The sequence below is a fragment of the Pedobacter zeaxanthinifaciens genome (assembly GCF_003313335.1).
Taxonomy (GTDB): Bacteria; Bacteroidota; Bacteroidia; order Sphingobacteriales; family Sphingobacteriaceae; genus Pedobacter; species Pedobacter zeaxanthinifaciens.
The window spans coordinates 115,582-140,345 of sequence record NZ_QMHP01000004.1; the positions used below are offsets into that span (position 1 = coordinate 115,582).

14 protein-coding genes are annotated in these 24,764 nt (G+C 39.6%); 10 read left to right on the plus strand and 4 right to left on the minus strand.

Features of this window, described 5'->3' with window-relative positions:
* The first annotated feature begins 57 nt into the window (after window positions 1–57).
* The gene (locus DUT68_RS07605) at window positions 58–2,571 is read left to right on the plus strand and encodes a PAS domain-containing protein (protein ID WP_113637203.1); all 2,514 of its coding nucleotides are present in this window, start codon (window positions 58–60) and stop codon (window positions 2,569–2,571) included.
* On the opposite strand, the gene DUT68_RS07610 is transcribed toward DUT68_RS07605, so the two are convergent.
* The gene (locus DUT68_RS07610; RefSeq protein WP_113637205.1) at window positions 2,568–5,462 is read right to left on the minus strand and encodes a triple tyrosine motif-containing protein; all 2,895 of its coding nucleotides are present in this window, start codon (window positions 5,460–5,462) and stop codon (window positions 2,568–2,570) included. The two genes, DUT68_RS07605 and DUT68_RS07610, sit on opposite strands and share 4 nt — an antisense overlap.
* A 392-nt stretch (window positions 5,463–5,854) precedes the next feature.
* Here DUT68_RS07610 and DUT68_RS07615 point away from each other — a divergent pair, with 392 nt between their 5' ends.
* The 9 genes from DUT68_RS07615 (at window position 5,855) to DUT68_RS07655 (ending at window position 19,566) form a co-directional block, all read left to right on the plus strand.
* A complete protein-coding gene (locus tag DUT68_RS07615) occupies window positions 5,855–6,688 on the plus strand; it encodes a PKD domain-containing protein (protein ID WP_113637206.1) in 834 nt (277 codons plus the stop codon).
* Window positions 6,689–6,721: 33 nt separating this feature from the next.
* Window positions 6,722–9,784 carry a SusC/RagA family TonB-linked outer membrane protein gene (locus tag DUT68_RS07620; RefSeq protein ID WP_113637208.1) on the plus strand — a complete coding sequence of 1,021 codons (3,063 nt, stop codon included), beginning with the start codon at window positions 6,722–6,724 and terminating at the stop codon, window positions 9,782–9,784.
* A 34-nt stretch (window positions 9,785–9,818) separates the two neighbouring features.
* On the plus strand, window positions 9,819–11,510 hold the full coding sequence (locus DUT68_RS07625) for a RagB/SusD family nutrient uptake outer membrane protein (protein WP_113637209.1): 1,692 nt from the start codon (window positions 9,819–9,821) through the stop codon (window positions 11,508–11,510).
* Window positions 11,511–11,601: 91 nt separating this feature from the next.
* Window positions 11,602–12,897, plus strand: a complete 1,296-nt coding sequence (locus tag DUT68_RS18315; RefSeq protein WP_157960797.1) for a glycoside hydrolase 5 family protein — start codon at window positions 11,602–11,604, stop codon at window positions 12,895–12,897.
* Window positions 12,898–12,927: 30 nt separating this feature from the next.
* A complete protein-coding gene (locus DUT68_RS07635; RefSeq protein WP_113637210.1) occupies window positions 12,928–14,025 on the plus strand; it encodes a family 16 glycosylhydrolase in 1,098 nt (365 codons plus the stop codon).
* Between the two features lie 135 nt (window positions 14,026–14,160).
* Window positions 14,161–16,449, plus strand: a complete 2,289-nt coding sequence (locus DUT68_RS07640) for a glycoside hydrolase family 3 N-terminal domain-containing protein (protein WP_113637582.1) — start codon at window positions 14,161–14,163, stop codon at window positions 16,447–16,449.
* A 78-nt stretch (window positions 16,450–16,527) separates the two neighbouring features.
* The gene (gene tatC / locus DUT68_RS07645) at window positions 16,528–17,412 is read left to right on the plus strand and encodes a twin-arginine translocase subunit TatC (RefSeq protein WP_113637212.1); all 885 of its coding nucleotides are present in this window, start codon (window positions 16,528–16,530) and stop codon (window positions 17,410–17,412) included.
* A 61-nt stretch (window positions 17,413–17,473) separates the two neighbouring features.
* Window positions 17,474–17,914, plus strand: a complete 441-nt coding sequence (gene rpiB / locus DUT68_RS07650) for a ribose 5-phosphate isomerase B (RefSeq protein WP_113637214.1) — start codon at window positions 17,474–17,476, stop codon at window positions 17,912–17,914.
* 32 nt (window positions 17,915–17,946) lie between these two features.
* Complete coding sequence (locus DUT68_RS07655) at window positions 17,947–19,566, plus strand: M28 family peptidase (RefSeq protein ID WP_113637217.1); 1,620 nt, start codon at window positions 17,947–17,949, stop codon at window positions 19,564–19,566.
* Window positions 19,567–19,652: 86 nt separating this feature from the next.
* Here DUT68_RS07655 and DUT68_RS07660 read toward each other — a convergent pair whose 3' ends face one another.
* The 3 genes from DUT68_RS07660 to DUT68_RS07670 form a co-directional block, all read right to left on the minus strand.
* Window positions 19,653–21,659 carry a heavy metal translocating P-type ATPase gene (locus DUT68_RS07660; RefSeq protein WP_113637218.1) on the minus strand — a complete coding sequence of 669 codons (2,007 nt, stop codon included), beginning with the start codon at window positions 21,657–21,659 and terminating at the stop codon, window positions 19,653–19,655.
* Window positions 21,660–21,755: 96 nt separating this feature from the next.
* A complete protein-coding gene (locus DUT68_RS07665; RefSeq protein ID WP_113637220.1) occupies window positions 21,756–23,126 on the minus strand; it encodes a paraquat-inducible protein A in 1,371 nt (456 codons plus the stop codon).
* A gap of 35 nt (window positions 23,127–23,161) precedes the next feature.
* On the minus strand, window positions 23,162–24,493 hold the full coding sequence (locus tag DUT68_RS07670) for a paraquat-inducible protein A (protein WP_113637221.1): 1,332 nt from the start codon (window positions 24,491–24,493) through the stop codon (window positions 23,162–23,164).
* Window positions 24,494–24,764: the final 271 nt, after the last annotated feature.

The following is a 24,764-nucleotide window of genomic DNA, read 5'->3' on the forward strand; positions in this document are numbered from 1 at the left end:
AAAAATCAATTATCTAGAGCCTCTTTGTGTATATTTGGATAGTCAAAAGTGTTTTAGATGACCGAGAAACAAATCAGTGCGCCAGAGCCTAACGAGCTGTTAAATGTGTTAATGCATGTTAATGAAGCAGCGGCGATTTACCAGGGAGAAGACATTATTATACGCTTTGCTAACCAGGCAATGCTTAGCTTTTGGGGCAAAGGTCCTGAGGTAATAGGTCAGCCTATTGCAAAAGCGATACCTGAATTGGAAGGTCAGCCGTTTGAAGATTTGTTAAAGCAAGTTTGGGAAACAGGTAGAACATACGAGGCTCAAAGCGCACCTGCTAACCTAGCGTCAAGTAGTGGGATAGTTACACGATATTTCGACTATGCCTATAGGGCAATACTTGATGGGCAGGGGCAAACCCAGTGGATTTTAAATACCGCCACTGATGTTAGCGAGAGAATAGCACATCAACAAGAAATTAAGGAAAACCGCGACAGAGAAGTAATTGCTAATGAGCGTTACGAAGAAGCCAATAGGCTATTATCTGCAAGCGATTATCGCATGAAGCAACTGATCATGTCATCGCCAGTTGGCTTAACTTTGTTACGGGGTAAAGATTTCATTATCGAAATGCCTAACAATCACATGTTAAGGATCTGGGGCAGAAATAGAGATCAGGTGGAAGGCATGCGCTTGCTAGACGTTTTCCCAGAATTGATAGGTCAGCCTTTTCCAGACATGCTTTTAAAAGTGTTGAACGAAGGAGAGCCCATCAAGATTTCGGAAATTGCAGTTGACATTAATGATATACATGGCGTAACCAGAAAAATATATGTCAATTTTGCTTACGAGCCATTATTTAACGCAAAAGGCGAAGTAGAAGCCGTAATGGCTACCGTGGTGGACATTACCGACATCGTTAACATTAGGAAAGAACTTGAACAGGGGAAACAAAAATTACAGGAGCTAGTAGAAGCACTGGAAGTTTCCAATGAAGAATATCAGGCTACCAACGAAGAGCTAAATGCACTTAACGAGGAGTTTGCAGTAACCAATGAGGAGTTGCAGGCTTCGAACGACGAAGTAAAAGCGCTTACCGAATTATTAACCGAGGCAAATACTCTTTTAACTAGCAAAAATGTAGAGCTTAACCAATCTTTAAAAAAGGTTTTTGCCATGTTTGAGGATTCTCCTGCTCCAATTGCTTTGTTAGCTGGTAGGGATCTGGTAATTGACACCGCAAATCCTGAGATTTTAAGGCTGTGGGGCAAAACGGCAGAAGTTATCGGCAAGCCTTTAGCTGAAGCCATTCCAGAGTTAAAGGGGCAGCCATTTTTATCGTTACTTGATGATGTTTTTACTTCAGGGCAAAGTCATTTAGGTAAAGGAGTAAAAGCCTTACTTAAGCATGGCGATGAGTTACTAGAACTCTATTTTAATTTTACCTACAAACCTTTGATTGGCCAAGACGGAAAAACTCATTCTATATTGGTGGTAGCTAACGAAGTTACCGACCAAGTGAAGGCTAAGCAACAAATTGAGGAAGCTTTTGAGCAACTTAATTTTGCATTGGAAGTAAGTAAGTTAGGCGCCTATGAGTTGGATTTGACTACGGATATTGTAAGATGTAATGCGAATTGTCGTAAAGATTTAGCACTTGAAAATACAGAGGAATTAAGTTTAGACGAATTTTTGCGTTTAGTGCCACCTGCTGATAGGAAATTGCTAGACACTCAGATGCAAAATTCTATTCAAAGCGGAAAGCCTTACCAAGTTGAATTCCAAATATTGTGGCCTGATGGTTCAAGGCACTGGATTGAAACATCAGGTAATGTGCGTTATAAAGAGGATGGTACACCTAGCAAGTTAATTGGACTAACAGCAAATATCACCGAGCAAAAAGCTTTTGATCAACGTAAAGACGATTTCTTGAGCATTGCCAGTCACGAACTGAAAACGCCGGTAACTACCTTAAGGGCTTCGCTGCAAATGCTGGGGCGTATCAAAGAAAAGTTGGCTAGTCCTATGGCAGAAAAGTTAATTGAAACTTCTCTGCAAAACATGGAACGTTTTACTGCAATGATTGATAATCTGCTTAATATCAATAGGCTTACCCAAGGGCAAATGAGCTTGGATAAGAGTGTGGTATCGCTACGCGAATTATTGGAGAATTGCTGTTCGAACGTTAAAATGGACGGCAAGCATGATTTGATAGTTGCTGGGGAAGATATTCAGCTTTTAGCAGATAAAAATCGAATAGATCAGGTTATCACCAATTTTGTAAATAACGCAGTTAAGTACGCTTCAAGTGGCAGGGAAATTTATCTTTCAGCCGAAATTGAAGGCGACTTTGCCAAAATTAGGGTGAAAGATACCGGGCCTGGCATACCGCTGGAGCAGCAGCCGCATCTTTTTGAGCGGTATTGGCGTGCAGATCACTCTGGACATAATTATAGTGGTTTAGGATTAGGCTTGTTCATTTGTGCCGAAATTATCAGGGCTCACGGCGGACAAATTGGTGTGGAAAGTAACTTGGGTGAAGGTGCAACTTTTTGGTTTACGCTGCCTTTGGGGGCAGATTAATTAGAAGTAGCTTCAATAAGGTAGTCGAACAAGCTTTGCTCCGTAGGCACATGTATTTTCTTTCTTAACCTATACCTGCTTACTTCAATAGCCCTAGCACTAATCCCCATTAGCTGTGCAATTTCTTTGGATGATAAATTCATCTTCAAATAAGCACATAATTTAAGGTCATTGGCACCCAGGTTGGGGAAACGTTGTTTGAGTTTGGTGAGGAAGTTAGAGTGTACATGATCAAAGTGCATGGCAAATTGTTCCCAGTCAGCATCGCCGTTTTCGGCCTCATTTAGCAACCTCGTTACCTTGCGGATATAACTATTGTAGTCGCCATCGCTAGGTGCAGTTTTGCCAATATTTACAATTTCATCCTTAATTTTCGATATTAACTTGTTTTTTTGCAGCAAGTTCATGCCCATGGCGGCAAGCTCTTTGTTCTTGAAATTTACTTCAGTTTCAAGTTTTTCGTTCTGTAGCTCAACAATTTGTTTTTCGTTACTGTCAATTTCCAGCTGGTGTAAATGCTTTAAATTGTCCTGTTCTTTCCTGTGTATTTTCTTTTGTCGCTCTATTAAAGCCCGTATAAGTGCAATTAAGGCTACTAAATAAAGTAAATACACCCAAATGGTTTCGTACCAGGCTGGCTTAATGTAAAAAGCATAGGTTGCTACGCTTGATTCGCTACCTAAATTATTACGGGCCTTTACTTTAAATACGTAGTTTCCATAAGGCAAATTGGTGTAGTCTTTTTCGTTTTTAGCGGTCCATGCCGACCAATCTTTATCGATACCTTCCAGTTGATAACTGAACTCAATATTGTTCTGTTGCTCATAAAGTGTCGAAGAAAACTCGAAATGTAAAGAGTTATTTTTCTTGTCAAGCTTTACTTCCTGGTCATCATTTTGGGTAGCGGAAATTTTTCCGTCAGTTAAAAAATATCCTCCAAACACTACACTCGGTTTTTCTCCAATGGTTTTTACCAAAGATAAACGAACATTAACCGGTTTAATGTTTTTGCTGTACTCACTGTAATTGATGTGTATAAGCCCTTTTTTTGCACCAATGAAAACGTTTTGATCGTTGTACGGATTGATATGCTCGAAGCCTGCAACCACTAGCGAGTTAAGTTCCGGAAGGTGCACAATACTGTATTTGCCACCATTGGGGTTTCCATGAAAGTCAACTAACCCAACCTTTTTATGGCTGATGAACCAAATATTCCCTTTAGTGTCCTCTTTTAAGTAGTGATAAACATTATTTTTCAAGATGGGCTTCAAAAATGGTGATGGAATGAAACGATCGTTCTTTTCATCGTACTCAAAAATTCCAGTTTTTGTGGCCACAACCACTTTTCCTCTAATTTTTGCTACGGCATTGCCAAGTATTGATGGAAGTCCATTTTTTTCGGTGTAAAATTTAGTTTCTTCCACCTTACTTCTATCTGCAGATAGCTTTAAACGGAAAATGCCACGATAAGGATGTGAAGCCCAAATCATGTTTTTATACGGCACTAAAAACCTTAACGATTCATTAATTCCTTCAATATCGCCACCATTACTGAAAGTTCCATTTTTTTCATCTATTTGATGTAGGCCAAAGTAAGTTCCGGCAATGATGGTTGAGCTGTTTATCCAAGGTTTTACAAACAGCCAAGTGCCTAATGAACTGTATAGCCTTTTTGCGTTGGTACCGTCTACTACCATGGCACCTTCTTCATGGCCTACTAAAATTTTATTGTTCTGTACAGAAAGTTCCCAAACTTGTCCGCTGGTGTTGGGTATTTCGGTAAATTGGTTTTTAGTGTAGCTTAAATCGCTGAGGTGGGGTTGCAATTGCGTAGTGTACACACCGTTTGAGCTTCCGATATACAACTTGTTTTGGTGTATCACGGCAGCATAGCTACTGGTTTGTTTTTCTTTATCAGGATAGATGTATTTAATGGCGTTGTTAAATGCGATGAAATTGATGCCATCATCTAAACCCAACCAAAAGTTGCCATTTTTATCCATGAAAATACTGCGGATATTATTTTTATAGAGGCCCTCTTGTGAAGAGAAATGTTGAATCTGTTTCCCCTGTTTATCCAAAATGTAGCAGCCGTTTGAAGATGTTGCTATCGCTAGCCAATCATTGTTAATGGCCACAGCCTTGTACATTTTACTTTGCTTAAGTTGCTGCTCATTTTCTATTTCGAATTTTTTCAGCTGTCCATTACTGTACAAATAGGCGCCATTTCTTAACGTGGTAATTAGCACTGTATTGGTATTGTATTTAACTACAGAGGTAACGAAATCATTTTGTAATTGCTGTGGATTGGCTATTGACTTCCATTGGTTTTGTTCAAAAACCATTAGTCCTCGGCCAATATCCTGTGCGTAGATTTTTCCGTCGCAATCGCCCATAAATTCCCATAACCATTTAGGTTTGTATATGGTGAATTTGCCCTTGCGCCAATGCAGTATCTTACCCGTAGAGCGGAAAAAGATATCATCGCCTATGGCCGAAATATCCCATACATCTGATAGGTTGCGTTCGTTTTTAGGCAGGTAATTTCGAATAGCGTGGTAAATGAGTTTCCCATGATCATCTGGAAAAAAGTACCCTAACTCATCCTGTGCGCCTACATAAATTTTACCGTCGTTTGCAATTTTTATAGATCTAACTACTGTTTTGTGAGGTAGTGCATATAGCTTCCAATTGCGTCCATCAAACACTAAAAGTCCTTCATTATTGGCAAAATAAATTAGTCCGTTTTTGTCTTGGTCTATATCCCAGTTTTGCGAACCACCTTTGTAATCTAAGCTGGTGTAAACATTAATTTGCGGAATACCAATTGGATTTTGTCCCTTTGTACTGAAGAACAGCAAAACAAATATAACTGCAAAAAAGGATTTCATAGCAACAACTATTTCTGAGAGTTTGGATTGGTTATATAATGTTATGCCATAAATAGGCAATTTAAACCGAACAGTATTTTACCTATTTATACAACTAAATTAGATACATTTTATCTTTTAATGAACTCCTTCAACAAATAATTGAACAATTACTAGATAATGATTTTTGTAGTACCCCGTGTATAGGTAATTAATGTTTTGTTTTTCAGTTGCTTGTGTGTAATTGGCTTTAATTTTTTTGACGTTTGTTGTGGTTTTGTGCAGGTGCTTTTTTTGGGTGTAGCTTTATTTTAATCCAATATTTGTGAAACGAATAGCTGGAAAAACACCGTTTGCTATTAACAAAACGAGCGGAAATAATTCTAGGTATCAATTAACCAAAATTAAATTGTATGAATAAGAAGTCATTTGTAAGACATCAATGTCTGACGCTGGTTGCACTGTTCTGTTTTTTCAGCTGGGGCTGTAAAGATGAAGACTATGCCAGCAAACTAGGAACTCCTGCCAAGGCATCTTTCAAGGTAACCAAAGTGCAGGGAAAAGTAAACACTTACTTGTTAGAGAGCACTTCTCAAAACGCCTACCGCTACCAATGGGATTTCGGGTTGAACGATGGTGCAAAATCGGCAGGTGCTTCAACCGAAGCTTATTTTATTTCAAAAGGTACTTACAATGTTAAATTGTATGCTTACGGTGAAGGTGGCTACGACATCGCAACACAGCCAATTGTTGTTGATCAAGACGATTTTACACCAACGCTCAACAATGCAACCTATCAATTGCTTACGGCACATGCTTGGAAATTAGACCCAAATTCTGCTGCGCCCATTACTGTAGGAACGGAAAACAACCCTGCTGAATATTTTGGTGGTGGTGCATTGGCTGGTTGTCAAGTAGATGATGATTACACTTTCTCTTTCGCTAACAATGCTTTCAAATTGAGCTACAAAGCAAACGGGCAAACTTTTAATGGCGGTAACGTAGCGCCTAACTACAATTGCGGTACGGATAGGTCATACGATGTGGCTTTTACTTTTAGCACTACAGTGCAAGGGGCAGGTATTGCTACCATTACTATCCCGGGCAACCCTCCTGATAGGTTCATTGGCGTAACTGATGTATCATCCAATAATTACCGTATCATTTCTATTTCGGCCAACGAAATGATTTTACGTTCAGGCAAATCAAATGAGGTAGTGCACCAAATGAGATTCGTTAAAAAATAGCCGCATTATTATTAATTAAAGCCAAATATAAATATGAAAAGATTTCGACTATTGATCGTATTACTGGTTTTTTCTTTGGCCTTGCCGGAAGCTTTTGCGCAGAGCATTAGTGTATCGGGTACGGTGAAAGATAAGCTAGGAAAAGAGATTCCCGGGGTGTCCGTAGTAATTAAGGGTACAACCAATGGGGTTTCTACAGGTACTGATGGTAAATATGCCATTACGGTGCCGAAAGCCGGAACTACTTTGGTGTTCTCTTTTATCGGAATGACCACCCAGGAGTTTTTAATCACTAAATCAGAAACAATTAATGTAACGCTTGATGAGGCTGCAAATTCGTTAAATGATGTGGTAATTGTAGGTTTCGGTAGCCAAAAGAGAAGTAACGTTACCGGTTCGGTAGCTACGGTTAACAGCAAGCAGTTGGTGCAAACACCAGTGGGCGATTTAAGTAACGCTTTGGCGGGCCGTACACCAGGTGTAATTACCAAACAGCCATCGGGCGAGCCTGGTGCTGATGCAACTCAAATCTATATCAGAGGTAACTCTACTTTTGGTGGCGGTACCATGGAGCCTTTATTTGTAATTGATGGAATTGTACGCTCAGGGCGTGATTTCGGTCAAATGGATCCTAACGAAATTGAAAGTGTAAGTATACTGAAAGATGCTTCTTCTGCTGCAATTTTTGGGGTAAAAGGTGCTAACGGTGTTGTTTTAGTGACTACCAAAAGAGGTAAAGCTGGTCAGTTAAGTGCTAACTATTCATTTAACTACGGTTTTTCTCAAGTAACCAGGTTGCCAGATGCCTTAGGTTCGTATGAGTATGCTGTTTTGTATAACGAAGCGAAATTAAATGATAACCCTAACGCTACGCCAGAGTTTTCTTTGGACAGGTTAGAGTCTTTTAGAAACGGAAACGATCCTGACGTAAATCCAAATACCAATTGGATGGATTTAGTTTTAGGGGGTACTGCACCAAGAATGCAACACAACCTTTCTTTATCTGGAGGTTCAGAAAAAACCAAATACTTCACTTCATTTGGTTATTTAGATGAAGATGGTTTGTACAGCTCGTTGAACTATCGTCGTTATAACGTTAGAACCAACTTGGATATTCAGGCTACTTCTACCACTAAAATATCAGTTGATTTATCTGCTAGGATGGAAAACAAACAATCTCCACCAGCAAGTATCGACAACATATTTGAGCACACTATGCGTAACCCGCCGATTTTCCCGGCAAGGTTTTCAAATGGTTTATTGGCTGCTCCAGGTGTTTATCCAAATCCATTGGCTTTAATTAGCGAAGAAAGTGGATACAATAGAAACTCATCCAATTATTTTTTAAGTAATTTCCAAGTTGTTCAACAAATTCCAGGTGTGGAAGGGCTTTCGATCAAAGGTGTTTTAGCTTTCGATAGAAACTTCAACTATAATAAAATTTGGAACCAATGGGTGCCATTGTACATCCGCAATGCTGATGGTACGTACACCGTTAGCGCACAATCTAAATCATCTTTATCTAAAGGATATGGTGAAGGTCAAGGTTTGGAGTTACAAGGTCACATCAACTATGACAGACGCTTTGGTAAACACGGTATTTCTGCGTTAGCCTTGGTATTGCAAAAAGAAAATCAAGGTACTGGTATTTACGGTGCAAGAAATTCATACGAAAGCTCGGCATTACAAATCTTGAATTTTGGTCCAGCTTTAAATGAAGTTTTAAGTGATGGCGAAAGTAAAACTGCGTTAAGAAGTGCCGCATTCCGTTTAAACTATGATTTCGATGGCAAATACCTATTCCAAGCAAGTTTAAGAAGAGATGAGTCGGAGAACTTTGCTCCAAAAGAAAGAGTAGGTTACTTTCCAGCATTTTCTGCTGGTTGGTTAATCACCAGAGAAAGCTTCATGCAAAATGTGAAGTTTGTGGATTTCTTAAAACTTAAAGCTTCTTACGGTACTTTGGGTAGTGATCGTATCCCTAGTCGTTTTGGTTACTACAATCGCTACAACTTGGTGCCAAATGCTTATCCATTTGGAGGTGTGCCAAATACAGGTTTAACACCGGGTGCCATTGCCAATGAAAACTTAACTTGGGAAACTTCCATTAAAATGGATGCTGGTATTGAAGCTAAATTGTTTAAAAACCAGTTAAGTGTTGATTTCACTTTATTTAAAGAGCGCCGTAAAGATATCTTGGCTACCAGATCACTATCGGTACCATTAAGTTTTGGTGCTGCTTTGCCTAGCGAAAATATCGGTATCGTAGAAAACAAAGGTTTGGAATTGGTATTAAATCACAACAAACAATTGTCGGCTGATTGGTCATATTTTATTGGTGGTAACTTCACTTACGCAAAAAATAAAATTATTGAAGCAGCAGAAGCGTCAAATATCCCAGAAGGAAAGCGTATCACTGGCCGTCCAAACGGTGGGTACTATGGTTACAAAGCCGTTGGAATTTTCAGAGATGCAGCAGATTACGCAGCTTCGCCTAAGCCAACTGCTTTCTTGAACTCTACTGGCCCTGGTGATATTAAATATGAAGATATCAGCGGTCCAAATGGTATCCCAGACGGTGTAATTGATGATTTCGATATCACATATTTAGGTAACGGTACATTGCCACAAATTTTATATGGCATTAACGGAGGTGTAAACTTCAAGGGGTTTGAATTAAATTTCTTATTACAAGGTGCAGCACAATCGCAACAATTGTTAACGCAAAATGCAGCCTGGGCTTTCCATAATGGCGGCCGTGTAAATGCCGAGTGGCTAGATCGTTGGACTCCAGCACGCCCGGATGCTCCACTGCCTCGTTTAACCCTTAACACCAATGGTAACAACTATTTAGTAAGCAGCTTCTGGCTACAAAACTCTAGCTATATCCGTTTGAAAAACGTAGAGTTTGCTTACACCTTAAAAAACAAAGTGTTAACTAAAATTGGTGCAAAAAACTTAAGGATTTACGCACAGGGACAAAACTTGTTCACCATTACTGATTTACTTAACCTCGACCCTGAAAACACCAACGGCATCGGTAGGTATTATCCACAACAAAAAACCTACACTTTTGGTGTAAACATTCAGTTTTAAGGGGATTTGATTTAATCAATTAAATAGAAAAGAAATGATTAATAAAAAACATAAATGGTTGATTGGCGCACTAATGCTTGCGACAGCAACTTTCTCTTGTAAAAAAGATCTACTAGATATCAAACCGATAGATTTCGTGTCTGACGTAGCGGTTTTTCAAGATATTACACTTACCAATCAATTTGTAAACGATATTTACGGATCGCTGTTGAGTGGTTTTGAGCGTCGTGATTTTGGTTGGACCGAAGGTTGGGCGTCAGGGTTTTCGTTGTTGGATATGATGACCGATGACATTGAAGGCCACAACGATTTGCCACTGAATAAAGTGCAAGCAGGTGATTTGAACTCTCAATTTTCTGAAGGTACCCAAATGTGGGCTGCTAACTATGCTTTAATTAGAAAAGCAAATACCTTAATTGCTCGTATTGATGGTGTTCCAACTACAAATACAGCGCTTAAAGCTCGTTTAAAAGCTGAAACGAAGTTTTTAAGGGCATTTGCTTATGCCGAGCTGATAAAAGCTTTCGGTGGTGTGCCATTAATTACGGTGGAGCAAGGCGTTAATGATGATTTAGAAGTGCCTAGAAATACGTATGCAGAATGTGTTGCCTTTATTGTAAAGGAATGTGATGAAGCAGCTGCAGTTTTAGCTCCTAGCTATCCAGATGCTGCTGATTTAGGCAGAGCAACTAAAGGTGCTGCATTGGCATTGAAAGCTCGCACATTATTGTTTTATGCCAGTCCTTTGAATAATCCAGGAAACACTTTAAGCCGTTGGGATGATGCAGCTAAGGCAGCACAACAAGTAATGGCTTTAGCTCCTGCAACTTATAGCTTATATCCTGATTACTACCAGTTGTTTATGACCAAAACCGGCAATAAAGAAGTGATTTTTGCAAAGAAATTCGCTCGTCCGGGTCGTACACACCAAACCGCTTGGATGTTGCACATGAGTATTCGTCCAAATCCTTGGGGTGCTTGGGGTGCTTTCCACGCTACTCAAAACTTGGTAGATAGTTATGAAATGAAAAATGGATTGTTGCCTGATCAACCAGGTTCTGGTTATGATGAGCAAAATCCTTACGCTAACAGAGATAGCAGGTTGGACAGATCGATGCTTTTCAACGGATCACAGTTCAAAGGCTTTACCGTTGAAACTTTCCAAAGTGCTGATTTATCGGTTTTCCCCGATGGAAATGCAGCTGAGCGTACCAATGGTGATAGAACCAAAACCGGTTACGGCTTGCGTAAATTTATTGACGACAGGTACTTAACCAGTGATGCTGTTTACCAAGGTGGTGATAACGACTGGATTTACATGCGTTATGCTGAGGTGCTTTTAAATTATGCTGAAGCTAGAAACGAATTCAGCGGGCCTGATGGAACTGTTTATGACGCACTAGATGCAGTAAGGGCTAGAGCAGGACAACCGGCGCTACCTAGAACATTTACTCAAGCCACTTTAAGAGATAAAATTCGCAATGAGCGTAGGGTAGAGCTTTGTTTTGAAGAGCACCGCGTTTACGATGTTCGTCGTTGGAAATTAGGTATGACCTATTTTAATGGCCCAATTTATAGAATGAACATCATCAAAAATGCTGATGGAACATTAACTTATAACAGACGTGCCTTGCTTGAAAACAGGGTTTATAAAGAAAGTTATAACCTATTCCCAATTCCTCAAATTGAGATCGAAAGAAATAGGAAATTAACGCCTAATCCATAGCAAATTTAATCAATCAGATTTTCTTCCCGGTGTTTAGCATAGTAGCTAAGCGCCAGGGAAGAAAATCATTTTAAGCTCATATACAGATCGCATGCAACGAATAATCTACAGTGTTTTAATTTTATGTTTAAGTTTTGGTGGAAATGCAAAGGCCTCAAACCATAAAATAGAACCCACTCAAGCAATAAAAGTAGAACTTAAAAAAACGGCAACTGGCTATGAGCTGCTTCGTGGCGGTAAACCATACTACGTGAAAGGTGCTGGCGGTACTTCTTATTATTACAAAGTGGCGCAATATGGTGGTAACTCTGTTCGTACTTGGAGTACAAACGATGCAAAAAATATTTTAGATTCAGCTCAAAAAAACGGTTTGACCGTAATGATGGGCCTACCCGTTACCCCTGAAAGACATGGCTTTGACTACAACGATTCAGTGGCAGTAAAAAAGCAGTTTGATAGGGTAAAAGCAGAAGTATTGAAATACAAAGATCATCCTGCGTTGCTATGTTGGGGCATAGGCAACGAACTAAATCTATCCTATAAAAACCCTAAAGTTTGGGATGCAGTAAATGACATTGCTCAAATGATTCACGAGGTAGATCCTAATCATTTGGCAACTACAGTACTAGCAGGCATCAACAAAAAAGAAATTGAGCATATCAAAGCAAAAACACCAGCTATTGATTTGCTATCTATCAATACGTATGGCGGCTTGGCAGAATTACCTGCAAAAGTGAAAGCCGCTGGATGGGCAGGTGCTTATCTGGTTACCGAATGGGGTCCAACAGGTCACTGGGAAGGTTTGCAAACTGATTGGAACGCCCCAGTTGAAGAAACTAGCAGTGAAAAAGCTGCGGTTTATAAAAGTAGGTATCATTACGGTGTTGAACGTGATAAAGCAAATTGTTTAGGTTCCTATGTGTTTTTATGGGGACAAAAGCAAGAACGTACGCCAACTTGGTACGGTTTATTTACTGCCAAAGGCCAAGAAAGTGAAGTAATTGACGCCATGCAGTATTTATGGACAGGCACTTTCCCTAAAAACAAAGCACCACATGTATACGGTTTCGTTTTAAACAAGCAGCAGGCACAACATAGTATTTATTTGCAGCCTAACTCTAGTTATGAGGCTGAGGTAATGGCAATGCATCCAAATGGTGACACCTTGAATTATCGTTGGGAATTGTTACCTGAGGCTACCAAAGTAGGTGAGGGTGGCGATCATGAAGATAAACCTGAAGCCCTCAAATTAGCTTATACCGATTTAGGAAAAGGAAAAATTAAAATCGTTTCTCCGGCAAAAACTGGAGCATATCGTTTATTTATATATGTTCAGGATGGAAAAAATAAAGTTGCTACGGCAAACATTCCGTTCTTTGTAAAATAATCCAACCGTTTACACTTTCAATTCAGCAATATGAAAAGAAGTTTCTTGATCAAAAATTATTTGGTAGCCCTGATATTAATTACAGTTAATTTAAGCTGTAAAAAACAGGCTAGCGCTGTGGAACCTAGCAACCTACAACTTACGGCGAACGTAAGTACTGATGGTTCGGGAAGAGTTGATTTTGTTGCTAAAGCAGATAATGCCGATCGCTACTTTTTCACCTTTGGGCAAGGAAGTAACGAAAGCATTCGATCTAGTGATGGAAATGCTTCAACGGTTTATGCCGAGGGCGGCACCTATACCGTTAAAGTAACTGCTTATTCTACTAGCGATAAATCTATTACCCTTAGTAAGCAGATTACGGTGGATAAAAATGACGCCATTGATAATACGGGCTACATCTCTCCAGAAACCTACCCAGGAATGACCTTGGTTTGGCAAGATGAGTTCAATGGTACTGCATTAGACAGTAGATACTGGACTTTCGAACAAGGCAATGGTGCCAATGGTTGGGGCAATAACGAACTTCAGTTTTACAGAGAAGAAAATACCAAAGTAAGTGGCGGTTATTTAACCATTACCGCTAGGAAAGAAAACTTCAGTGGCCGTGAGTATACTTCATCACGGATCAAAACTCAAGATAAAAAAACCTTCCTTTACGGTCGGGTTGATTTTAGGGCGAAGCTACCTAAAGGGCAAGGCATTTGGCCCGCATTTTGGGCGCTAGGAGCTAATATTACCACGGTTAATTGGCCTTTATGTGGTGAAATTGATATCATGGAAATGGTTGGCGGAGGTGCCGGGAAGGATAATACCGTTCACGGTACGGTGCATTACGAAGATGGAGGCCATAAGTACATCGGTAAATCATACACTTTGCCAAGTGGCGATTTTTACGACAAATTCCATGTTTTTTCTTTGGTTTGGACCGAAACTTCTTTGAAATGGTATATCGATAACCAAGAGTATTACACTTTTGATTCTAGTTCAGCGGCTACCGATGAATTTAAAAAACCATTTTTTCTGTTAATTAACCTTGCTGTTGGAGGTAATTGGCCAGGCAGCCCTAATGCCAGTACGGTTTTCCCTCAAAAGTATATTGTGGATTACGTACGTGTATTCCAATAAAGTTATACAACGCATTTTTTGAGATCTTCATACCGTCCCTAAAATGTCAACGAAGGGCCCAAGCGCCGTTCGTTAATTTGCCTAAGCGTAAATCAAAAGCACAAAAAACCTTAATTGAATAAAACTGAACTAGGAATGAGAAAAATTCTTTTAACCCTGCCTATGTTAACGCTATCTCTTTTTTCGATAGCGCAGCAAAAAACGGATCCTGCTATTGACCAAAAGGTAAAAGCTTTACTAGCTAAAATGACCTTGGAGGAAAAAGTAGGTCAAATGGCACAAATTACGCTTGATGTAGTTACTAACGGGAAAGATAGGTTCAGCAGCTATGAACCCGTGAGTTTAAATGAGCAGCAGCTGCAACATGCCTTGGTAAAGTACAAAGTTGGTTCCATTTTAAATACCGCCAATAACAGGGCACGTAGTGTTGAGGTTTGGCATCAACTCATTAATAAAATACAGGAAACAGGTAAAGGACGTCTTAACATTCCAGTGCTTTACGGTATTGATGCCGTACATGGTACTACTTACACTGCTGGCGCTACCATGTTCCCACAGCAAATTGGACAGGCAGCAACACGCAACCGTGCTTTGGTGTATAAAGGTGCCGAAATTACAGCCTATGAAACAAGAGCAAGCGGCATTCCTTGGAATTTTTCTCCGGTATTGGATGTGGCTCCTGATCCTCGCTTCCCTCGTCAGTGGGAAACTTTTGGTGAAGATCCTTACTTGATCAAAGAGCTTGGCCTGCAAATGGTAAAAGGCATGGAGGGTAACAACATTGCTGATCCTTACAAAGTGGCTTCCTGTTTGAAACACTTTTTGGGTTACCAAGTCGCTTCTTCTGGAAAAGATCGTACACCAGCCTACATTCCGGATCACGTGTTGAGAGATATGCATTTGCCGCCGTTCAAAGCAGCAATTGAAGCCGGTGCACATAGCATCATGATCAATTCGGGGATTATCAATGGTGTGCCAGTTCACGCCAATTATAACCTGCTTACTAAACTACTAAGGAACGAGTTAGGTTTCAAAGGACTAATCGTAACCGATTGGGGAGATATTGAAAACCTTTACACAAGAGACCGTGTGGCGAAAGACCACAAAGAGGCAATCATGTTAGCCATTAATGCAGGAATTGATATGTCGATGATTGCTTATGATTACGAAAGATTTTGTGACAACCTCATTGCTTTGGTAAAGGAAGGGAAAGTAAAGCAAACCAGAATTGATGATGCTGTAACGCACATTCTTACATTGAAATATCAGCTAGGTTTATTTGAAAAAGCAATTTACGATAGCAAGCAATATCCAAAATTTGGCAGCAAAGAATTTGAGCAGGTTGCTTATCAAAGTGCAGCGGAATCTATCACGCTGTTAAAAAATACCAATGATCTTTTGCCATTAAAAAAAGGCACCAAACTTTTGGTAACTGGTCCAAATGCTAATTCTATGCGTACCTTAAATGGCGGCTGGACTTACTCTTGGCAAGGCGAAAAAGTGGAGGAGTTTGCAGGAAAATATAATACCATTTTAGAAGCTTTGAGTAATAAAGCTGGGAAAGAAAATATCACTTTCGTAGATGGAGTAAGCTATAAAATGGATGGTAAATACTACGAAGAGTTTGATAAAGGAACGGAAGAAGCGGTAAAAGCTGCACAAAATGTAGATGCAATTGTACTTTGCTTAGGCGAAAACTCTTACACCGAAAGCCCGGGTAATTTGAGCGATTTGTACATGTCCGATTTACAGACACAACTGGCTTTGAAACTTGCAGCTACGGGAAAACCCATTATTTTAGTGCTTAACGAAGGTCGTCCAAGGCTCATCAGTAAATTTGAACCTAAAATGGCGGGGATACTGCAAACGTATTTGCCAGGTAATTTTGGTGGTGATGCTTTGGCTGATATCTTATTTGGTGATGTGAATCCGTCCGGGAAATTGCCTTACAACTATCCTAAATTCCCTAACTCGTTAGTGGGCTATAATCATAAGCCATCTGAAAATAGAACGGTAATGGAAGGGGTTTATAATTACGATGCGGAGTACAACCCTCAATATGAATTTGGATTTGGTTTAAGCTATACCAGCTTTAAATACGATAACATTAAAATTAGTGCCGAGAAAATTAAAGCGACTCAAGAAATTACCGTGTCGGTAGAGGTAACCAACACCGGAAATAGAGAAGGAAAAGAAGTGGTGGAGATTTACTTGAGCGATTTGTACGCTTCTTTAACTCCAGATTCGAGAAGATTGCGTGGTTTCGAAAAAATCAATTTAAAGCCAGGCGAAAAACAAACGGTAACTTTTAAATTGAGTAAAGCCGATTACGCTTTTACCAATTTGGAGGGTCGTTCGGTAATTGAACCGGGAGAATTTAAAGTGAAAATTGGCCCACTCAGCAAGAGCTTTTTTGTGGAGTAGGTAAATCTTTTATCAGAAATTAATCGTAAATACCATTCTAATCAAATAGAATGGTATTTTTGTTTTTAAATCAAAAAAATGAGCGACAATAAGGCAAAAGATTTAATCGATTCGATAAAAAATAAAGGCAAGAACTTAGAGGCAGAAATGTCCTTTTTTGACCATTTAGATGTATTACGCAAACATTTATTAAGAGCTTTAGCAGTAATTGTTGTTTTAATTTGCGTAGCTTTTTACTTCACCGATTTTATTTGGCATGACGTGATTATGGCACCCAAAAACGCTGATTTTTGGACCTATCGCATGATGTGCAAATTAGTGGATGCTTTCCCGTCCATAGGAAATGAATTTTGTATTACCAGCATTAAGGCAAAAATCATTAATACCGAAATGTCTGGGCAGTTCACCTTACAAATGAATTCCTGTGTAATGGCAGGTATAATTTTGGGCGTACCTTACCTGCTTTTTGAACTTTGGCTTTTCATTAAGCCTGCTTTGTTGGAAAACGAGCGTAAATCGGCAAGTGGTTTTGTGGCGTTTGCATCGGTGTTGTTTGCCTTAGGTTTGTTATTCGGTTACTACATCATTTGTCCGTTATCTATCAACTTTTTAATTAACTACACTGTTGATGCTAGCATCGAAAATACGTTTACCATTTCATCTTACCTATCCACCGTACTTACGTTAACTTTAGGCTCGGGTATCATTTTCCAGTTACCTGTAATTATCTACATCTTGTCGAAATTGGGTATCATGACACCAAAATTCATGCGCTCTACACGTAGGTATGCAGCAGTTTTAATTTTGATCATTGCAGCTGTGGTAACACCAACCGCCGATCCGTATACCATGCTTATCGTGGCTTTCCCATTGTTCTTATTGTATGAATTAAGTATTTTGATTTCTGCAAATATTGAGAAAAAGAAGAAAAAGGCTGAGTTAGCGTTTTATGATAAGAAGTAACTTGCTAAAAACAACAAAATATTTACGCAATAATCTCTGTAATTCTATATAATTTTGAACTATGTCAACAGCAAATCAACTTAAAATAGCTATAGGTGCTGATCACGCCGGCTTTGAATACAAGGAAATCTTAAAAGAGTTCCTATCAAACTACGAAGTAGTGGATTTCGGTACGCACTCGCTTGATTCAGTTGATTATCCAGATTTTGCGCATCCAGTGGCTAATGCGGTTGAAAAAGGGGAAGCAGATTTTGGCGTATTGGTTTGCGGCAGTGCACAAGGTGTGGCTATTACGGCCAACAAACATCAAGGCATAAGGGCTGCGGTGAGCTGGCTAACTGAAATTGCTAAGCTTTCTAGGCAACATAACAACGCTAACGTTATTTGTATCCCGGCTCGTTTTGTATCAGCTGATTTGGCAAAGGAAATGGTTGAAACTTTCCTAGCTACACCTTTTGAAGGTGGCCGACATGCCAATAGGGTCAATAAAATTTCCTGTTAAAAACATCATCCAACAAACCTTAACTAATAAAAATGAATAAAAAGTTTGCAATCACCTCACTAGCCTTAGCGCTATGTTTTGGTGCGATGGCGCAAGACAAAAATGCCATCAAATTCAGTACAACTGTCAACAAAGACAGGGCGTACCAACATCTTTCTGTTCTGGCATCCGATGAATATGAAGGTCGTGAGACTGGAAAAAAAGGTGCTTGGATGGCTGCAGATTATATCAAAAAACAATTTCAAAGCTTTGGATTAGTTGGTCCGGTTAAAGGCAGCAAAGATCCTTACCTACAGCCTGTAGGCATCTCGTCAAAAAAACTGGCAGATTTATCTTTGGTAGTTGGTTCGCAAACCAAAGAAAACTTGAAAGATTACTACGTTTTAGCACAAAGCAGTCCTGCAAAAGGTTTCAATGTTAAGGCTTCTTCGGTAATTTTTGCCGGTTATGGTTTAAGTAAAGAAGATTTTAACGAATATGCAGGGATTGATGTTGCTGGAAAGGTAGTGTTAATTTTTGCAACGGGTGATCCTACGGCTAAAGCGCCAGAAGCTGGCACTAACCGCAGAACACAAAGCAGCGCAGGTAGCCAACAAGCTAAAATTAAATACCTAATTGATAATAAAGCAGCAGGGGTTTTAGTAATTAACGAAAGAGTTGATAACCTAAATGATGTTACTAAGGGATTTCTTACTGCAGGTAGCGCTGATTTAAAACGTACCGATGCTAAAGCTAACACCAACACTTTGCCTGTGGTAACTGTAGGTACAGCAGTAGCAAATCAATTATTGGCTGCTGCAAATACCAACTTGGCAGAGGTAAGGAAAAAAATTGCAGAAACTTTAAAGCCTGCTACTACGGTACTTAATGTGCCTGTTTCTTTTTCAGGTAAATTGGTAGAAGAAGATATCAAAGCAGATAACGTTTTAGGATTTTTAGAAGGTTCGGATCCTAAATTGAAGGATGAAGTTTTAGTAGTAACTGGTCACTACGATCACATTGGTTTAAATGAAGATGCTAACGCAACAGACAAAGTAAACAATGGCGCTGATGATGATGGCTCTGGAACTACTGGTGTTTTAATGTTGGCAGAAGCTTTTTCAAAAGCTAAAAAAGCTGGTAACGGACCAAAACGTAGTATTTTGTTCATGACAGTTTGTGGTGAGGAGAAAGGTCTTTGGGGTTCTGAGTGGTATTCAGAACATCCTGTATTTCCTTTGGCAAATACCATAACTAACTTAAATATTGATATGATTGGTCGTGGTGATGATAGCCGCCCAGGCGATAACAATTTTGTTTACATCATTGGATCAAATATGCTAAGTGATGATTTGGATAAACTTGGTAAAAAAGCGAACGCTGATTATGTAAATATTGTTTTAGATGAGAAGTACAACAATCGTACTGACCCTAACCGTTTTTACTATCGTTCTGACCACTACAATTTCGCAAAACATGGCATTCCGGTAATCTTCTATTTTAACGGAGTACATAAAGATTATCACCAACCAGGAGACGAGGTTAGCAAAATTGATTTCCCAATGTTGGCTAAACGTGCGCAGTTGGTTTATTTTACTGCTTGGGAATTGGCTAATGTGCCAAAACGCCCAGTAGTTAATAAAAACGAAGATGGCACTTTGAAAACGAAATAAACATCGTAAAAGAAATGGAAATCCCGTTAGGCAACTGACGGGATTTTTTTTGCTTCAAAAGTGTGGAAGATTGCTGTTCTGCTAGTTTAAAATTCCATTCGCTGTATCCTAACAGCATTTAAAATGGCTGCTAGTGCTACGCCAACATCTGCAAAAACAGCTTCCCACATGGTGGCTAAACCTCCAGCGCCTAAAATAAGCACAATGGCTTTCACCCCAAATGCCAAAGCAATATTTTGCCAAACAATTCTTTTTGTCTGCTTGCTGATTTGTATCGCAACAGGGATTCTGCTAGGCATATCATCCTGTACAACCACATCTGCAGCTTCCACCGTAGCATCGCTGCCTAAGCCACCCATTGCAATACCCACATCGCTTAAAGCAACTACCGGTGCATCATTTACCCCATCGCCAACAAAGGCAACTCCCAGTCCACGATTTTTTAGTTCCTTCACCTTCTCTACCTTATCTTCAGGCAGTAAATCACCAAAAGCCTGCTTAATGCCTAACTGCTTTGCTACGTCGTTTACCACGCTAGTTTTATCTCCACTAAGCATGGTAACGTTAATACCCAATTGTTGAAGCAGTTTAATCGCCCTTGGTGCATCAGGCTTAATGTTATCGGCAATGGTTAAATAGCCAGCAAATTTTCCATCATAAGCAATGGCGATAACGGTATAAATTACATCGCTCAACGCTTTGTTATAACTGATATTAAATTTGTCCATCAACCTAAAATTCCCGACCAAAAAAGGCTTGCCATTTATGCTAGCTTTTAGCCCATGTCCGGCTATTTCTTCCACCTCATGTAAAGTTACGCTATGGTCAACCTCGCCAACAAAATTCCTAATTGCGGTAGCTACTGGATGGGTGCTATTGCTTTCTAAGGCGTTCACCCATTTCAATAATTCAGTTCTGTCAAAACCATCTAAAATGGTAGCCTGTTGCACTTTGAACACGCCAGCGGTTAGGGTACCGGTTTTATCCATCACTACTTGCTTGATATTGGCTAAAATATCGATGAAATTGCCGCCTTTGAACAAGATGCCATTTCTACTTGCTGCTCCAATTCCGCCAAAATAACCCAAGGGGATGGAAATTACCAAAGCACACGGACAGGAAATCACTAAGAAAATCAACGCCTTATAAAGCCAGTCTACAAAAACGTAGTTGGCCACAAAAAAATAAGGAAGCAAACATATACTAAGAGCCAGAAAAACCACAATTGGAGTGTACACTTTGGCAAACCTTCTAATAAAAAGTTCTGTGGTAGATTTTTGTGTGGTTGCATTTTGAACCAGTTCCAATATTTTGCTCAGCTTACTATCTTCATAAGCGGCAGTTACTTTGAGTTGACTAGGCGTGTTAAGGTTAATCATTCCTGCCAAAACCAAGTTCCCTTTTTTCTTGGTGTCTGGTTTGCTTTCGCCAGTGAGGGCAGCGGTGTTAAAGGCTGCACTTTCCGAAATTAATTCGCCATCTAAAGCTAGTTTTTCGCCAGGTTTTAATTGAATAATGCTGCCCACGGCTACCGTTTTCGCTTTTGCCAACTGCGGCATCCCATTTACCAATACCGTCACTTCATCCGGTCGCTGGTCAAGCAAAGCTTTGATGTTTCCTTTTGCTTTAGTTACAGCTAAGGTTTGAAAAACTTCGCCCACGGCATAAAATAGCATTACGGCAACACCTTCTGGATATTCTTTAATGGCAAAGGCGCCAAGTGTAGCAATGCCCATCAAAAAAAACTCCGAAAAAATATCTCCCTTGCTGATACTATACAAGGCATCTTTAAGTACTGGAATACCTACTGGAAGATAAGCTGCGAGATACAATGCCAAACGAACCCAGCCTTGAAACCAAGTAGGGTGGATGAGGTGATCCAACACAAGCCCTACAACCAATAGCGAGAAAGAAACTATTGCAGGTAAAAATAGTTGAAGCTTGCTCTTGTCGGAGGCATCATGATCGTGATTGTGTCCGTCGTCGTCTTCGTGGTTGTGAGGGTGTTCGTTATGCTTTACATTGGTAGGATTACGGTGCGATGTGTTACAACAATCGGTATCTGCTTGTATTTGCTTGTGTTGATGTTTCATGTTCCATTTTTTTAGAATGCCAATGTTATGGCATATCAGCAATATAACTATGCCAACATCATTGGCTGCCCTTGGAGAAAAGGCTATGCCTGCAAGTTACGCATTTTCTGGCGCTTTGGTAGATAAATCCTCCTGTTTAAACTCCTCTGGATGTCTATAGCAATAAATTCTTTTTAGCAGTATAGAAAGTATAATTGCAAACGCTACATAGCCCACAAATATGATGTATCCCGGCTGCAGTGCGGTGTAGTTGATGGTGGAGGTGTTGAGCATTTCGCTCTTGATATTTAAATCGGTAAGCTGACTTTTCAAAATGCCGTTTAAACCAATGTAAGTCATCAAAATACCTACAACCATTACATCTGCCATGTCCCATTTTCCAGCCTCAAATGCTAAATATCGGGTTACTTTGTTCTCCGCAATTGGCGGTTTGCACAGTAAGTGAATTCCTCCAGCGGCAAATCTTAAAATGGGAAGTATAATCACAAATAGGATAATCAGTACGCCAACAGTCACTGCATCGGGTTTAGGTTGCTGCATTAAAACTTCGGCTATGCCTAAAATACTTTTACTTTGGAAAAATAACACTTGGTTTTGGAACGCGACTTTTTCGCCCATTAGCATAAATTCCAGAGAATTAAGTCGGGCATCAACTTCAATAATAGAAACTGTTACACCCACAATTAAAAGCGCTAAGGCAAACAGTAGCGACATGATGAACAGCGGCGTATGAAGATATACTTTTTTACGTAGTGGAAGCCATAAACATAATGCCGCTGCAACACATCCTAGCATAGCGTAAGCATAGTTGTAGGTAACCTTACGGATATTTTCAAATCTGGTTTCGAGGTTTTTGTTAAATGCCGGCGTACTGCTTACGTAATACTTTTTAAACTGATGGCTGGTCATTTTAATCTTAGCATTAATCGTACTGTCATAAGTTTGGTCGGCAAGCTCCTTAAACTCGGTAGTAGCAATGCCCTTAAGTTTTTTAATAGTACGTGGACTGTTAATGCGTTGCATAATAGTTGCCGCAAAAGAAGGGACTTGTTCATGCAGCTCCTTTGGGTCTACAAATTGTTTAAAAGCAAACTTTTTTAGCTTGTTGCCCAATCCTTTTTGAGGTTTCTCGAACTCGTTCACCACCTCGTTAATCATAGCGTGTAGCTGCTGTTCCACTTCTTCACGCATTTCTTGTTTTTGTTTCTTGCTTACCTTGTAGCCTTTAATTTTTTGGGTTACGATGGTCGCTATTTTATCTCGCCACAAATCCACAGAAAACACGCCAAATGTGATGTTGTTCATCATGGCATAATCTTCTTTTAGCTGCTCCTGCTGCTTGGATTGTTCATAAAGCTGATAACCGAAATAACTTTCCAATGCTAACAAAGCACTTAAGCCCACAATTAAAATAATTTGTAGGATCAGGTGTTTCTTTTGTTTTTGATGTTGCTGAACGGTTGTCAAGTGTTAGGGCTTTAGCGGGTGATGTAATTAAACTGTTATTCGTGGGAATCATGTGGGCTAATGAACTTAAGGATGGTCGAAAGAATCAATCCGAAAAGTACAAAAGCAATAAATATGATGTAGCCAGGTTGTAAGGCGGTGTTATGTGTTGAAATAAGCGTAAGTGAATCCACCGGGATATCCAGATTGGCAAGTTGGGTTTCTAGCAAGCCATTTAGCCCAATGTAAGCCATTAGTATGGCAATCACAATCACATCGGCCATGCTCCACTTGCCAGATTGGAAAGCGAAGTATTTGATTATCTTGTTTTCTGCTAATTTTTTTCTGCCTAGTAAATGAATCCCGGTTGAGCTTAGTTTCATTACGGGAAATAGAATGCTGAAAATTAAAATCAGCACACCTACTAAAATTGAATCTATGGCGCTGCCGCTGATCAAAATCATCACCACATCTAAAATGCTTTTGCTTTGGAAAAACAGTACTTGGTCTGTAAATACAATGTCCTGGCCAAGCAGCACAAATTTAATAGCGCTTAATCGGGCATCCACTTCAATCATCGAGGCGGTTAAACCTACCGCTAGCAAAATGAAAGCAAAAATTAGGGATAGGATAAATAAAGCCGCATGCAAATGCTTCTTGGCTCTGCAAAACCACCAAGCTAATAGAAATACAACAATACCTGCAAGCATGGCAATACAATAGGTGTAAGTTGTTTTTTTAATTTGAAGCAACTCCTTATCAACTTTGCTATTAAATTGCTCAGGTGTGTTTACGTTGTGACGCTTGAAAATTTGATTTACTTTTTGAGCGTTTTCCGTTAATGTACTATCGATAGAAGCAATTTCATCAACCTCATCCAATTTTTCAAGTGCCATTGCGCCCAGCTTTCGTTTAGTACTAGGGTTGTCCACTTTTTTCAAAATGGTTCTGGCAATTCCGGGTACTTTCTTTTTAATGGTATCAACGTTAACAAAATTTTTAACGGCAAATTTTACTAATTTTCCTCTTAGCGATTTTTTCTTAGGCTGCGTTACCATTGCCTCAGCCTTGTCTATAAGTGCCACAATTACCGCTTCAATTTCCTTTTGCAATTCTTTTTTTTGCTGCGGACTAAGATCAAGCTGCTTTACTTGCTTTTTAATGATCAGTTCGATTTTGTCCTGCCATTGATCTACCGAGAAAAGCCCAAGCATAATGTTGTTCATTTCCGAATAATCGTGCTTCAATTGTTCTTGTCGTTCCGATAATTGATGTAGCTGGTAGCCGAAGTAGCCTTGGGTAATCAGCAACAAAGATAATCCAAACACCAATAACAGCTTGGACAGGTTGAAAATAGAGCGAGATTTGGGAGTTGATGCTGTTGCCAATTGCGTAAAAATTTCAAATAAATCTGGCTAATAACGATTTGGCTTGTCTAATTGTTTGGCTTTTGGATTAAATGTTTTATGGCTAGAGGTAACTGTTATGAAAAAGCGTTAAAAAGAAAATAGCCCACTGACATCCATCCGTGGGCTTAACCAAACAAACTATTTAATGATTTATGTATAGCTAACAAGCGTATATTAAAAAGGTTTTAGAAAATTTAAAAAAAATAAAATTGGGTTTTGGCTAGTGTGAAAAGGCGGTGGGTGTAAAAAG